Genomic DNA, 12,939 nt, shown 5'->3' with positions numbered 1-12,939 from the left:
TTTATATGTAAAAGAATAGCATAAAAAAAGCGTCCCGATGCATCGGGACGCTTTTTTTATATAGGAGATTTCAAAATCTAAAATTAAATAGCCGTTACAATTGCTAAGAAATCATCAGCTTTTAAAGCAGCACCTCCAATTAAACCACCGTCTACGTCTGGTTTAGAGAAGATTTCTTTAGCGTTTTCTGGTTTTACAGAACCACCGTATAAAATAGAAACTTCGTCAGCGATTTCAGCTCCAAAAGCTTTGCGAACCACTTCTCTGATGAATTCGTGCATTTCCTGAGCTTGTTCTGGTGAAGCAGTTTCTCCAGTTCCAATAGCCCAAACCGGCTCATAAGCTAAAACAATTTTAGACCATGATTCTTTTGAAATTTGGAATAATCCGTCACGTAATTGGTTTTCAACAATATTGAAATGATTATCAGACTGACGGTCTTTTAATTCTTCTCCAAAGCAGAAGATTACAGTCATATCATGTTTTAAAGCTGTATCAACTTTGTTTGAGATTAAAGCATCTGTTTCGTGGAAAATAGCTCTGCGCTCAGAGTGACCCAAGATTACAGTATTTACACCAATGCTTGTTAACATATCTGCAGAGATTTCTCCTGTAAAAGCACCGCCTTCGGCTTGGTGAACATTTTGAGCAGAAACTCCAATTGTTGTGTTTTTTAATTTTGCAACAGCAGCTTGTAAGTTTACAAATGTTGGTGCAACAATTACTTGTGCAGTTGTTTGTGCTGGAATTTTTGTGATTAATTCACTTAATAATTCTTCAGTTTGTCCGGCATTTTTATGCATTTTCCAGTTTCCTGCAACAATCTTTTTTCTCATTTTGATAGTTTTTATTTTTTTGTTTTATTGAAGTAAAGCCAAAAACTAAAATTGATTTTTGACCTTGATATTTTTAATTGAAAATTATTTTAAACCTTTTAAAGTTTCATTGATTTTGTCAAAATCAGTTTCAATAGCACGATACAATGTAATTTTTCCTGTTTTGTCAACGATAATGTATCTCGGAATCCAGTCTAAGTCAATTGCTTTTCCAAAGAGACCTTTCATACCGTCATTCATCATATAATGATCGCCTTTATTTAATTCATGTTTTTCGATTCCTGCTTTCCATTTATCAGCCGTTTTATCAGCAGAGATGAATAAGTAAGAAACATCAGGATTATTAGCTTGCAATTCTTTTAATTTTGGCATTGCTTTTACACAGTCACCACACCATGAAGCCCAAACTTCGATAACCAAAGTTTTTCCTTTATATTTTTTTAAAATGTTTTTAAAAGTAACCTGACTTCCATCCGTGGCTAATAATTTTTCAGACAAGGCTTCTTTAGAAAAACTTGTTTTTTGAGCCTGCGTACAAGAAAATGTTATAAATGCAATAGCGATTAAAGCGATTTGTTTCATATTGTAGATTAAATTATTTTTTTATTAAAGTACTGAATTCACAAAGTTAAACAAACAAATTGAAAGCCAAATGCAGATTAACAAAAATTGAAGACTCGTTTATTTTGTAACAAAACGAGTATTTTCGGTTAGAAAAACCCGAATGAAATCGTAATAGTTGGCTCTAAAATGAGGTCTTTTTTTGAATGCCATTTTTTGAAGCAGAAAAAAAGATGAAATTTTTGGTTTTATGGTTGATTTTTAAAGCAAAAAAACGTCAGATTTCAACCAAAAAAGCCTTCAATAAAATTTAATTATTAAAGGAATTAAAGGCTTTATTCTGTTTTATTTTGAAAGTTTTAATTCAGTGCATAATTTCCATTTGCCCATTTTTTACAAGGAACAATCCATGCATCTAAAGCTTTATACAGAAAACCATGTTTTAAATTGGTATTCAGTTCAATTTCTTTAAAATGATTTACTTTGAGTTTTGAAGTTTCCTTTCTTTTAATAGCCGAAACACCATAAATATCTGATTTCTCGTAAATAGTCAAAATGTTGCCGCAGTAATTAATATCCGGAATTTCTTTTATATCAGATTCCTGAAAACATCCAATAAAAACAAAATTAACATCGGGATTTGCCAAATAAGTCGAAACATATTGGGCAATATAACCACCTTTTGAAGTTCCAATTACGGTTATTTTGTTAGGCTTAATTCCTTTTTTTATAAGTGCTTTGATTTGTTTTGCCACTTTTTCTGCGTAATCAGCCGCATTTGTATTTTTCTTTCTTTTTTCGCTAAAAACAATAAAATTATCTTTTTTAAAAGAGTTTACAATTTCATTGTATTCGGCTTTGCCATATTCAGGATGTGCAGTGTTCAAATCATTTTCTTCAACAAATTTATTGTGGAAAAAGAATATATATCGTTGGTCTTGTTTGGCCGTTTTTTCCTGACTAAAAGCCATAAAAGAAATAGATAAAGTAAATAAAAATGTGAAAAAGATTTTTTGAAAATGTTTCATGAATGATTTTGGTTTTGTGATGATTTGATCAAATGTAAGAAAAATAGTTTGTGCTCTTGTTCGCTTATTAGAATAATATCCAAACAAAAAAAGCGCCGATATTCGATTTAGAATATCGGCGCTTTTAATTGCATCAATTTATTTTTTAAAGACTATAAGCAACATCAGATAATTTCAAATCATCAACATCATTATAATGTAACTTTTGGACGATGGTTCCTTTTTGAATCACTACAATACTTGGGTTTGCTCTTTCAACTGTTTTTAAAGCCGTTGCATCGCAGAAATAGAAATCAACATCTAAGTTGTATTCTTTTTTAGCTTTTGCAATTTCGTCAGCGCCAGAAGCTGTCATGGCAATTACTTTGTAACCTTTTGCTTTTGCATCGGCTGTAACCTTAGCTAGTTTTTTCATTCCCGCTGGTTCAGATTTGCTTAAATCGTAAGTAATAAAAACAAGTAATTTTGGTTCTTTTAATAATTCTTCTTTATAATCAGAATCGTCTTTTGTCATTGTAAAATCATGAATTGGCGGAATGTAGCCTTCTGAAATTACTTTATCTTTTCGGTCAACAAATGTTGCGCCTTCAGGAATATTCATTAAATCTTTTTCGGTAAATTCTTTCTCAACGCCGTTTACTTTGTAAATGAAAATCATTTCAACTACAGATTTTGGAGCGCCTTCTGGAATTTCCATTCCTTTTTCGATATTCGTTCCCACTTTATACGGACGGAAATCTTTTATAGGATTGTGGTTTAAAACCCATACAGCCATAAAAGCACATAAAACGACACTCACATAAACGGCAAAATTGGTTTTTGGAGTTGAAAATAATGGTTTTATTAATCTTTGGTTGATGAATAAAATCAAGATAAAGAACAATAAAACAACATCTTTTGTGAAAGACTGCCAAGGCGTTAAGTGTAATGCATCTCCAAAACAACCGCAATCTTTTACTACATCAAAATAAGCAGAGTAGAAGGTAAGGAAGGTAAAGAAAACGATTAAAAGTAATAAAGCCCAAATTGTAGTTTTTGTTTTGTATCCAACTAATAACATTACTCCCAGAACCACTTCAAAAATGACTAGAAAAATAGCTAATCCTAGAGCTAAAGGCTCTAAAAATGGCATATTGAAAACCGGCTCGCTAAAATATTCAGCCAATTTATAAGAGAAACCAACCGGGTCGTTTAATTTAATTAATCCGGAAATGATAAATAACACACCGACAAATATTCGGGAGAATTGAGTAATGATGTTTTTCATGACGTAAATATTAAAATATTTAAATCTCAAATAATAAATTCCAAATTCCAATTTGTTTGGATTTTGAAAATTAATTTTTTTTGGATTTTATTTGTTTATAGGGTTTAAGATTAAAGCAAAAACAGAATAATTAATCATATCCTGATAATTTGCATCAATACCTTCAGAAACTAAGGTAAGGCCTTTATTGTCTTCAATTTGTTTTACTCGAAGCAGTTTTTGCAGAATCAAATCGGTTAAAGAACTTACACGCATATCTCGCCAGGCTTCTCCGTAATCATGATTTTTAGCTTCCATTAAGTCTTTGGTTAACTTTACTTTAGCATCATATAATTCGGTTGCTTTTTCAACATCTAGATCCGGCTGATCAACAACGCCCAATTCTAACTGAATTAAAGCCATGATAGAATAATTGATGATTCCGATAAATTCTCCTTTTTCGTCTTCATCAACTTTACGGACATCATTCTCCTGTAAACTTCTGATTCTTTGTGCTTTTATGAAAATTTGATCTGTAAGCGATGGAAGTCTTAAAATCCTCCATGCACTGCCATAATCTTTCATTTTATTGATAAATAGGGTTCTGCAAACCGTAATTACATTATCAAATTCAAGGGAAGTATTCTTCATTTATTGCTGTATATTTGCGTAAATTTCTCCAAAAATAAGGATTAAATTAAAGAGTTTCAAGTTTCAGGTTTTCTTTGTTTCAAGTTTTTTCTTAACAAAGTGTTAACGGCCGCAACTTGAAACTAGAAAATGGTTTAAAAGTTTCAAGTTCTAGAACTTACGCAATCTGCATCAACTTGAAACTTGAAACAAATAAAACTTGAAACAAAATGCTAATAAATTGCAAAGGCGAACTTATAGATTTATCGATTCCTAAAGTAATGGGGATTTTGAATGTTACGCCCAATTCTTTCTTTGATGGAGGAAAATATAAAAACGAAGACGAAATTATTTCTCAGGTTGATAAAATGCTTTCTGAAGGTGCTGCCTTTATAGATATTGGCGCTTATTCAAGCAAACCCAGCGCCGAATTCGTCTCGGAACAAGAAGAAATCGACCGAATCGTTCCTGCGATAGAACTAATTTTAAAACATTTTCCTGAAGCTTTATTGTCGATTGATACCTTTAGAGCTGAGGTTGCAAAAGCGAGTATAGAAAGCGGTGCTGCGATTATAAACGATATTGCAGCGGGAGAACTAGACGATAAAATGTTTGATGTGATTGCAAAATACAACGTGCCGTATATTATGATGCACATGCGCGGCAATCCGCAGACAATGCAGAGTTTAACACAATACGATGACATTGTAAAAGAAATGCTTTTTTATTTTTCTGAAAAAGTAAATAAAGCCCGAAGTTTAGGAATTAACGATTTGATTCTGGATCCAGGTTTTGGTTTCGCTAAAACAACTGATCAGAATTATGAAGTCATGCAAAAAATGGAACTTTTTAATTTGTTAGAATTGCCGGTTTTAGCTGGGATTTCCAGAAAATCGATGATTTATAAAACACTTGATATTACGCCGCAAGAAGCTTTAAACGGAACAACATTTTTAAATACAATTGCTTTGACAAAAGGCGCAAAAATTCTTCGTGTTCATGATGTAAAAGAAGCAGTAGAATGTGTGACATTGTTTAATAAAATGAGTTTGAATACGATCTAAACGACAGATTTGTCATTCCGAGGAACGAGGAATCGCACTCGAAACTCGACAAAGATTGGCGACTTTCTTTGAGGAAATACTAGTGTGATTCCTCGTTCCTCGGAATGACACACTTTGTGCTAAAATAAAACGAATATGAAATACTTCTCTTTAATTATAATGTTTCTTCTTTTCTCCTGTGGAAAAAAGGAAGACGTTTTACTGCCAAAATCAAATGTTACGATTGTAAAAGACGTACAGGATCTTTCACCAATTTACATCTTTTTTAAAACCGAAGGAAAAGATACAATTGCTGATGTAAACCGAAAAAGCAGTATTATTTCGACCAATTGGATTTTCAATATCGATAAACGTCTACCTTTGAAATTGGTAATTCCGGAAGTAATGAAATTACAAGAAAAAAAGCGTGCCGACAGCGCCCATAAAAACGAAAACGCCGAAAATTATTATTCCTATGCAGATTCTATCGGAAAGAATTTAGCATTTTTGCCTTTCACGAAAGTGTATTATAAAATGGAAAAACCAACTAAAGGAAATTTTGTTTTTTATTTTAGAAAAGGAAAAAAAAAAGTTTTCATGGGAAATATGGAGATCAAAACATCAGAAATATTAAAATATTTTTACAGCTTCAAGTTTCAAAAAGTACCAGATTTGGTATTCTTATTTGACAAGAACATGAGTTATGAAGAATATATACAGCATAAAATTGTACTGCAAAAATACGTGACTTACAATCTTGATAAACTTCCCGTAGAATTCATTTTCTAAAACCGAACACTGTAAAGAGTGACTGAATACTGAACACCGCGACTGAACACTATTCTTTATTGATGATGATAAGGTTCATTCCTTAAAATGGTAAAGCCGCGATACAATTGTTCGATAAAAAATAAACGAACCATTTGATGCGAAAACGTCATCAGCGAAAGCGAAACTTTTCCCTGCGCTTTGCTGTAAACTGTATCAGAGAATCCGTATGGACCGCCAATTACGAAAACCAAAGTTTTGATCCCCGAATTCATTTTCTTTTGCAATTCTTCAGAAAAACCAACGCTGGAGAAGTTTTTTCCGTTTTCATCCAATAAAATCAATTGATCGGTTGGTGAAAGTTTAGACAGAATCAATTCGCCTTCTTTTTCTTTTTGCTGACTTTCGGATAGGTTTTTTACGTTTTTGATATCGGGAATAATTTCCAAATCAAATTTGATATAAAAAGACAAACGTTTGGTATAATCGTCAATCAAAGTCTGAAGCGATTTATTGTCTGTTTTGCCAATGGCGATAAGTTTGATGTTCATTTTAAGTTTTTTTTTGCCACAGATTAAAAGGATTAAAAAGATTTTTTTTAAATTAATTCTGTATAAATCTGTTCAATCTGTAAAATCTGCGGGCTTTACTTTTTATTTTCAAAAACAGTTTCGAAATGTTCTACAATAGGAAATGGTTCGTAATAATGATGCAGGATCCTTTTCCATTCCAGATAAGCTTCAGAAGTTCTAAAACCAATTGTATGATCTTCAAGCGTATTCCAATCGACTAATAAAAGATATTTATTTTCGACTTCCAGACATTTTTCTAAACGATGTCCTACATAACCGTTTATGGATGAAATATACTGACTTGCTTTTGCAAAATCAGCTTCAAATTGAGAGGCTAATTCGGGTTTAACGAAAAGATATGCGGCTTCTAAAATCATATTATATTTTTTTTCACGCAGATTTAGCAGATTTTAGCAGATTTTATTTTTGATATTTTAAAATGAAAATCTGCGCTAATCGGCTCAAATCTGTTTAAAATCTGCGTTGAATCTATTAAAGATTGGACAAATTTAATTTTTAGAAAACTTAGCTTCAAAAGTTTTGAATCTGTTATCAAGATCTTTAATCAGTTGTTTTTTAACTGATGGATCTTGGATAAAACTGTAATTAATGCTGTTATAAACATATTTTTTTATAGTAGCATACGATACATCCTGATATCTTTTGGCTAATAAAACATATTGCTCTGTCATATTGCTTCTTAAAATTCCCGCATCGTCTGTACTGATTACAATTGGCACATTGAATTCTTTGTAAAGTGTAAATGGATGTCTGTTTTCTTTCACTTTCAAAATAAATTCGTTGCTTGTTAAATTGATTTCGATAGGAATATTTTTATTAGACATATATTTCAATAAATCATACGAATTTGCTTCGTAAGCAATATCAACTCCATGACCAATTCGGTTAGCGCCCGCGATGTAAATTGCGTCATTAATATGCCAGGTTAAATCTTCCGGCTGTACCAGACCTAAAGTCAATTCGCCTGCGTGAAGCGTATATTTTACATCAGGAAATTTCTCGTGGCAGTATTTAAACATCACCATGTGAAGCCAGTAATCTTTCATAGAAGTCTGTCCGTGTTCTGGAGAAACGATATTTACACCTGCGGTTAGTTTGCTTTCGTTTGAAGAAATAAAAGCGATAACCAGATTTTTAAATAAATCTACCGGTTCCATAAAGCGCAGCACAAAGTTCTGATAACGCATTGTAAAACGCTCATCATCCATTTTCAGGTCTTTGTGAAGTTTTGCTATGAAATTATTATTGAAATCGTCAGCATATTTTTTGGCATCTTTTTTTTGAATCGATTTATACAATTCGTCTAAAAGTTTTAAAACTGCTTTTTCGTCTTTTTGAGCAGAAGCCTGGCGTAATTTTGTGTTGAAATCACTTAAGTCAGAAACATTCATATCACACGGAATTGTGGACAATTGTGTTTCGATATAGCTTACGTTTTCGGCAATGGCGCGTTTTTTTAATTCAAGCATTCCTTCTGTAAAATGACCTTTTATAGTAGGTTCAAATTTCATAAAAGAATCAAAAAACTGATCGTCAGAAGGAACAGAACCATTATAATCTTTAACAGACCAAGTCTGCATAATCTGCTGTTCGTAATACTCTAGTTTATCTTTTGCTTTAAGAGATGAAAAGCTTTCCCAGTTTCCTTTTTCGGGTTTTGTTTTTGAAACTGCCATAGTTTCCAGATTCAAATAAAAGTCTTCTGCAATGGCTCTTTCTAAAAGAGGTTCTGCATAAACTGATCCTGAAAAATGGTGGTGTAAATCGCCTCCTTTTGGCATTTGTTGAAAGAAAGCTGTTAAGAGAGCTTCATTGTTTCTGATTTTTTCTAAATAACTCTCAGCCGATTGAGAAAAGCCGATTTGTGCTATAAAAATACAGAAAAGCGTAATTATCCTTGTCATACTCTAAGTTTAAATTACATGCAAATATACGAGTTTCTGCGGAGATTTGAAAATTCATTTTTTTTTTTAGGTACAAAGGTTCAAAGGTACAGAGGTACAAAGTTTAAGAGAAATGAGTATTATAAGAAACAAGAAAGACGCACTGCTGTGCGTCTCTACATAAAATCTTTGAACCTTTGTTCCTTTGCTTCTTTGAGCCTAAAACCTTAGAACCTTAGCATCTCAGAACCTCAGTACCTTTAAGAAAAAAGTACATCATGAATTTCTTCAACCTTATCAAAAACGCTTTTAGCAAAAGGACAAAGCGGAATAATTTTAAGATTGTTCGTTCTGGCATATTCTACGGCTGCCATAACTAGTTTTTTACCAACGCCTTTTCCGTTAAACTCTTCGTTAACTTCTGTGTGGTCTATGATAAATTTAGAATCTCCTGCCCAGGTATATGTCATTTTTCCAGCTTGTTTTCCGTCTTCTACAGCTTCAAAATAGCCTCTTCTTGTATCGTTTATTTGTTGAATTTCCATGATAATTATATTAATGTGGTTTTAATTTCTATTGAGTTTGTTAATGTTTTATGTATTGGGCAGCTGTTTGCAATGGTTTCTAAACGCTGTCTTTGTTTGTCGTCGACTTCGCCTATAACTTCGATTTTTCTGGTGAAATGCGATATGTTTTGTTCTGCATCTCTTTGAAAATCAACTTTTATATTGATTTCAGAAACATCCCATTGTTTACGGTTAATATACATTCTAAGAGTAATCAGCGTGCAGGAAGCCAATGAAGAAGCCAAAAGCTCTGATGGGCTAAAGCCAAGATTTTTTCCTCCAACTTCCTGAGGTTCATCTGCAATTACAATGTTGCCGCTGGCCGATGTTATTTCCGTTCGGTATAAACGAATATCTATTTTTGCTGAGATCGTATCCATAATTTATTTGATTCTTGGTTCAGGTAATGGAACAAATTCTGTTTCGCCCGGAACTTTAGGAAATGTTTGGTTTGTCCAGTCCGTTTTAGCCTTTTCGATGAGGTTTTTATCTGATGAGACAAAATTCCAAAAGATAAAATGTTCTTCAGGAAAAGGCGTTCCTCCAAAGATATAAACGGTCGAGTTTTCGGCAATTTCAAACTCACAAAGTGTACTGTCGGTTGTAATTAATATTTGTTTCGGATCGTAAACATGCTCGCCGCTTTTAATACTTCCTTCCAAAATATATAATCCGCTTTCGCCGAATAAATCCTTTCCGATGTTTATTTTCTTTGCAGCTGTACTTTTAATTTCAATAAAGTATAACGGACTATAAACAGGAACTGGAGATTTTTTTCCGAAAACTTCTCCGGCAATTAATTTGTATGAAACTCCGTCTTCTTCCCAAGCTGGAATATCATCTGCTTCGACATGTGTAAAATTAGGATCCATTTGCTCTAATTCTTTCGGAAGCGCAACCCAGATTTGCAATCCGTGAAGCATTTTATCTGAATGTCTTAAATATTCAGGAGTTCTTTCGGAGTGAACAATTCCTTTTCCGGCCGTCATCCAGTTTACGGCGCCTGGTTTTATTTCTAATTCGGTTCCTAAACTGTCACGATGCATGATGCTTCCTTCAAACAAAAAAGTCAAAGTAGAAAGCCCGATATGCGGATGTGGCGGCACATCCATATTTTCATGATCACTTAAATGTGCAGGACCCATATGATCGATAAAGACAAATGGTCCAACAGCTCTTTTTTCACGGAAAGGCAATAAACGGCCTACCATAAAGTTGCCAATATTGGCAGCGCGTTCTTCGATAATTAAACTGATATTTGACATGTGGTATTTTTTATTTGATTTGAAAACAAAATTACAGCAACAGGGATTGTTTGTAACTTAATTTAGATTAAGAAACTTGTTTTTGTTTTTTTTGAATTATAAAAATAAGGAAAAACGTTGGTTAAGTTTTTAGTTGATGATTAAATTTAGTTTCAAAAAGTCCCAGAGGGACGAAATATTTGTAGAATAACAAGGTTACCACAATAACAAAGCCCCAGCGGGGCGAAATAAATATACCGCTCCGCTGGAGCTCTTTTGTGTAAGACGATAATATTGGCTATAAATATTCTGCTCCGCTGGAGCATTAAAATTGGAATATTAATCAATCAACTCAAACTCCAAAACATCACTTTCTGTTCCATTAATAATAATAGACAATTGATGTGCTCCTGTATGAAAAACGCGAGTGGTAATTAGTTTAAAAGACTGGTTTCTTTCGATTTTAGTTAACTGATTAGGCTGATAGATTTTTTCGCTGATTTTAAAGACTTTTTTTGCCAAATGCCCTTTTGCTTTTTTGTAATGAACGGCATATTCTAAACGAATGGTTTTTGGTTCTTCGTTTTTATTATTTAAGTGAAAATGAAACTGCAGATAATTGCCAATTTTTACAATTGGTGTTTTAATTTCAAATAACGAAAGTTCAATATTGGTGCTTTCTAAACCATAATGACTTAAAATTTCCGGATGGCCTTGTTTTAGTAAAGTTCGGCTTCCGTGTTTAATGATTCCGTCGGTTTCTTTACTGCTGCCTTTCCATTTATTAGCAATTTCTAACACAATCTGCGGATTATCTTTTGCAATATCATTTAAGTTATTGGCAACGCTTCTGCGAACGTATTCTGAAGGATCATTTTTTAGGTTTTCCAAGATTGGAAGTATAGAAGAAGGATCTTTTTTAAGAAACGGAATCGCCATTGCCCACGGTAATCTCGGACGTGAACCTTCGCTGGCCAATCTTCTAACATGATGATTTTCGTGCAGTGACCATTGGGTCATCTCGGCAATCATTTGTTCTTTATATTTTAAAATAAAAGGACGAACGGCAAATTCACAGCTTATAAACTGCGTTATCGATACAAAGGCTTTCGCCGAAGTTTTAAAATCGTCTAAACCATATATTTCGATGTAATCTGCAAAGAAAATAAAAGCCAGATTGCTGTCGGCAAAATTATTTTTCTTTAGGTTTTTGATGATTTTATCGATTAAAGAAACGGCTTCAGGGAAATTTTGAGGCATAAATTCATGAAATACAACAGTGGTATGTTTCATTCTTTCTTTCCATTCTTTTTGAGCAAAATCTCCTTCGTAAATTGCTTCAATAAATTTTTGTTTGTCGAATGCCGGATGCACTTCGGCGACAGCCTGACTAAATTTTTCGTAAAAAGAAACTGAATAAATATCTTTAATTAACCCCATAATTTTGTTTGATTGAATCTCAAAGATATTTAATTGTTCTCTTATTAAGAGACTATGTTTTGTTAAGAATTGTAACTTTATTTTTCAGAATATCTTAATGGTTAAAAAAGAGATATTTAATGTTTGGTATAATTTTTCATGCTGTTGGAACTTTTAAATCCATAAAATAAGTCCTAATTTAGCATATTATTAAAAATATAAAAATGATAAGCGAAGCTCAATTTCAAGCAGAATTGCAACTTTTGATAAGTAATGCCATTAGAGAAGATGTTGGCCCGGGCGATTATAGTTCGCTGGCCTGTATTCCGGATACTGCTCACGGTCAGGCAAAATTATTAGTAAAAGATCAGGGAATAATTGCCGGCGTTGAAGCTGCGAAAATGATATTTGAACATGTAGACCCTAAATTGAAAGTAAAAACTTTTATTGAAGACGGAACGCATGTAGAATACGGTGAAATTGTTTTTGAAGTTTCAGGAAGTTCACAGTCTATTTTAAAGGCCGAAAGAGTGGTGTTAAACACCATGCAGCGTATGTCTGCAATTGCTACAAAAACACATCATTTGATGCAGCTTTTAGAAGGCACAAATGCTAAAATATTAGATACGCGTAAAACAACTCCCAATTTTAGAGTGGCCGAAAAATGGGCTGTAAAGATAGGAGGAGGCGAGAATCACCGTTTTGCGCTTTATGATATGATTATGCTAAAAGACAATCATATTGATTTTGCAGGCGGTATTACACGTGCTATTTCGAAAACAAAAGAATATTTAAAAGAGAATAATCTAGATTTAAAGATTATTGTTGAAGCCCGTAATCTGGATGAAATTAGAGAAATTTTACTGAGCGACGGCGTTCACAGAATCTTGATTGACAATTTTAATTATGAAGATACCAAAACGGCAGTAAATTTGATTGGTACTAAATGCCAGACTGAATCTTCGGGGAATATCAGCGAAAAAACAGTTCGCGAATATGCCTTGTGCGGTGTAAATTATATTTCATCAGGTGCTTTAACGCACTCGGTTTACAACATGGATTTGAGTTTAAAAGCGTTTTAGTTAAGTGATGAGTTTTGAGTTATAAGTTATGAGTTTGGTT

The 12,939-nt window shown here is 33.1% G+C and carries 15 protein-coding genes; 3 read left to right on the top strand and 12 right to left on the bottom strand.

The genetic code is table 11. From position 1 onward, the window contains the following. Positions 1-83 precede the first annotated feature (83 nt). The 5 genes from tpiA to AC1RRQ_RS22215 form a co-directional block, all read right to left on the bottom strand. Complete coding sequence (gene tpiA, locus AC1RRQ_RS22235) at positions 84-836, bottom strand: triose-phosphate isomerase (protein ID WP_493025187.1); 753 nt, start codon at positions 834-836, stop codon at positions 84-86. A gap of 84 nt (positions 837-920) precedes the next feature. Then, complete coding sequence (locus AC1RRQ_RS22230; protein WP_493025186.1) at positions 921-1,418, bottom strand: TlpA family protein disulfide reductase; 498 nt, start codon at positions 1,416-1,418, stop codon at positions 921-923. Between the two features lie 338 nt (positions 1,419-1,756). Beyond that, positions 1,757-2,425, bottom strand: coding sequence for an alpha/beta hydrolase (locus AC1RRQ_RS22225; protein WP_493025185.1), 669 nt, complete (start codon positions 2,423-2,425; stop codon positions 1,757-1,759). Between the two features lie 145 nt (positions 2,426-2,570). Further along, positions 2,571-3,692: a BT_3928 family protein gene (locus AC1RRQ_RS22220; protein WP_493025183.1), complete on the bottom strand. Its 1,122-nt coding sequence runs from the start codon at positions 3,690-3,692 to the stop codon at positions 2,571-2,573. Positions 3,693-3,779: 87 nt separating this feature from the next. Further along, positions 3,780-4,322: a DUF1599 domain-containing protein gene (locus tag AC1RRQ_RS22215; RefSeq protein WP_053473476.1), complete on the bottom strand. Its 543-nt coding sequence runs from the start codon at positions 4,320-4,322 to the stop codon at positions 3,780-3,782. A gap of 209 nt (positions 4,323-4,531) precedes the next feature. Here AC1RRQ_RS22215 and folP point away from each other — a divergent pair, with 209 nt between their 5' ends. Together folP and AC1RRQ_RS22205 are read left to right on the top strand one after the other, a co-directional pair. Continuing rightward, on the top strand, positions 4,532-5,365 hold the full coding sequence (gene folP / locus AC1RRQ_RS22210; RefSeq protein ID WP_493025182.1) for a dihydropteroate synthase: 834 nt from the start codon (positions 4,532-4,534) through the stop codon (positions 5,363-5,365). A 135-nt stretch (positions 5,366-5,500) separates the two neighbouring features. Further along, positions 5,501-6,133 (top strand): hypothetical protein, encoded by a 633-nt coding sequence (locus AC1RRQ_RS22205; protein WP_493025181.1) that lies wholly within the window; start codon positions 5,501-5,503, stop codon positions 6,131-6,133. A gap of 56 nt (positions 6,134-6,189) precedes the next feature. Here the strand turns inward: AC1RRQ_RS22205 and rlmH are convergent, their stop codons facing one another. The 7 genes from rlmH to AC1RRQ_RS22170 form a co-directional block, all read right to left on the bottom strand. Further along, complete coding sequence (rlmH, locus tag AC1RRQ_RS22200) at positions 6,190-6,663, bottom strand: 23S rRNA (pseudouridine(1915)-N(3))-methyltransferase RlmH (RefSeq protein ID WP_053473473.1); 474 nt, start codon at positions 6,661-6,663, stop codon at positions 6,190-6,192. A gap of 95 nt (positions 6,664-6,758) precedes the next feature. Beyond that, complete coding sequence (locus AC1RRQ_RS22195) at positions 6,759-7,061, bottom strand: antibiotic biosynthesis monooxygenase family protein (protein ID WP_493025179.1); 303 nt, start codon at positions 7,059-7,061, stop codon at positions 6,759-6,761. Positions 7,062-7,193: 132 nt separating this feature from the next. After that, positions 7,194-8,609 carry an amidohydrolase family protein gene (locus AC1RRQ_RS22190; RefSeq protein ID WP_493025178.1) on the bottom strand — a complete coding sequence of 472 codons (1,416 nt, stop codon included), beginning with the start codon at positions 8,607-8,609 and terminating at the stop codon, positions 7,194-7,196. A 239-nt stretch (positions 8,610-8,848) separates the two neighbouring features. Further along, a complete protein-coding gene (locus AC1RRQ_RS22185; protein WP_493025176.1) occupies positions 8,849-9,133 on the bottom strand; it encodes a GNAT family N-acetyltransferase in 285 nt (94 codons plus the stop codon). 5 nt (positions 9,134-9,138) lie between these two features. Then, a complete protein-coding gene (locus AC1RRQ_RS22180) occupies positions 9,139-9,534 on the bottom strand; it encodes an OsmC family protein (protein ID WP_493025174.1) in 396 nt (131 codons plus the stop codon). Positions 9,535-9,537: 3 nt separating this feature from the next. Next, positions 9,538-10,419 (bottom strand): pirin family protein, encoded by an 882-nt coding sequence (locus tag AC1RRQ_RS22175; RefSeq protein WP_493025173.1) that lies wholly within the window; start codon positions 10,417-10,419, stop codon positions 9,538-9,540. Between the two features lie 318 nt (positions 10,420-10,737). After that, positions 10,738-11,838 (bottom strand): DNA alkylation repair protein, encoded by a 1,101-nt coding sequence (locus AC1RRQ_RS22170; RefSeq protein ID WP_493025172.1) that lies wholly within the window; start codon positions 11,836-11,838, stop codon positions 10,738-10,740. Between the two features lie 203 nt (positions 11,839-12,041). Here AC1RRQ_RS22170 and nadC point away from each other — a divergent pair, with 203 nt between their 5' ends. Further along, positions 12,042-12,899, top strand: a complete 858-nt coding sequence (nadC, locus tag AC1RRQ_RS22165) for a carboxylating nicotinate-nucleotide diphosphorylase (protein ID WP_493025171.1) — start codon at positions 12,042-12,044, stop codon at positions 12,897-12,899. The last annotated feature ends 40 nt before the right edge of the window (positions 12,900-12,939 follow it).

The sequence above is a fragment of the Flavobacterium sp. GW821-FHT12A05 genome (assembly GCF_058807735.1).
The sequence above is the reverse complement of the archived record's forward strand: the minus strand, read 5'-3'. Positions and strand labels throughout refer to the sequence as shown.

Coding starts and splice junctions, on each gene's coding strand:
- AC1RRQ_RS22190 (WP_493025178.1), bottom strand. CDS start 8,609: ATGACAAGGATAATTACGCTTTTCTGTATTTTTATAGCACAAATCGGC.
- AC1RRQ_RS22180 (WP_493025174.1), bottom strand. CDS start 9,534: ATGGATACGATCTCAGCAAAAATAGATATTCGTTTATACCGAACGGAA.
- AC1RRQ_RS22220 (WP_493025183.1), bottom strand. CDS start 3,692: ATGAAAAACATCATTACTCAATTCTCCCGAATATTTGTCGGTGTGTTA.
- AC1RRQ_RS22195 (WP_493025179.1), bottom strand. CDS start 7,061: ATGATTTTAGAAGCCGCATATCTTTTCGTTAAACCCGAATTAGCCTCT.
- folP (WP_493025182.1), top strand. CDS start 4,532: ATGCTAATAAATTGCAAAGGCGAACTTATAGATTTATCGATTCCTAAA.
- nadC (WP_493025171.1), top strand. CDS start 12,042: ATGATAAGCGAAGCTCAATTTCAAGCAGAATTGCAACTTTTGATAAGT.
- AC1RRQ_RS22215 (WP_053473476.1), bottom strand. CDS start 4,322: ATGAAGAATACTTCCCTTGAATTTGATAATGTAATTACGGTTTGCAGA.
- rlmH (WP_053473473.1), bottom strand. CDS start 6,663: ATGAACATCAAACTTATCGCCATTGGCAAAACAGACAATAAATCGCTT.
- AC1RRQ_RS22225 (WP_493025185.1), bottom strand. CDS start 2,425: ATGAAACATTTTCAAAAAATCTTTTTCACATTTTTATTTACTTTATCT.
- AC1RRQ_RS22205 (WP_493025181.1), top strand. CDS start 5,501: ATGAAATACTTCTCTTTAATTATAATGTTTCTTCTTTTCTCCTGTGGA.
- AC1RRQ_RS22175 (WP_493025173.1), bottom strand. CDS start 10,419: ATGTCAAATATCAGTTTAATTATCGAAGAACGCGCTGCCAATATTGGC.
- AC1RRQ_RS22185 (WP_493025176.1), bottom strand. CDS start 9,133: ATGGAAATTCAACAAATAAACGATACAAGAAGAGGCTATTTTGAAGCT.
- AC1RRQ_RS22170 (WP_493025172.1), bottom strand. CDS start 11,838: ATGGGGTTAATTAAAGATATTTATTCAGTTTCTTTTTACGAAAAATTT.
- tpiA (WP_493025187.1), bottom strand. CDS start 836: ATGAGAAAAAAGATTGTTGCAGGAAACTGGAAAATGCATAAAAATGCC.
- AC1RRQ_RS22230 (WP_493025186.1), bottom strand. CDS start 1,418: ATGAAACAAATCGCTTTAATCGCTATTGCATTTATAACATTTTCTTGT.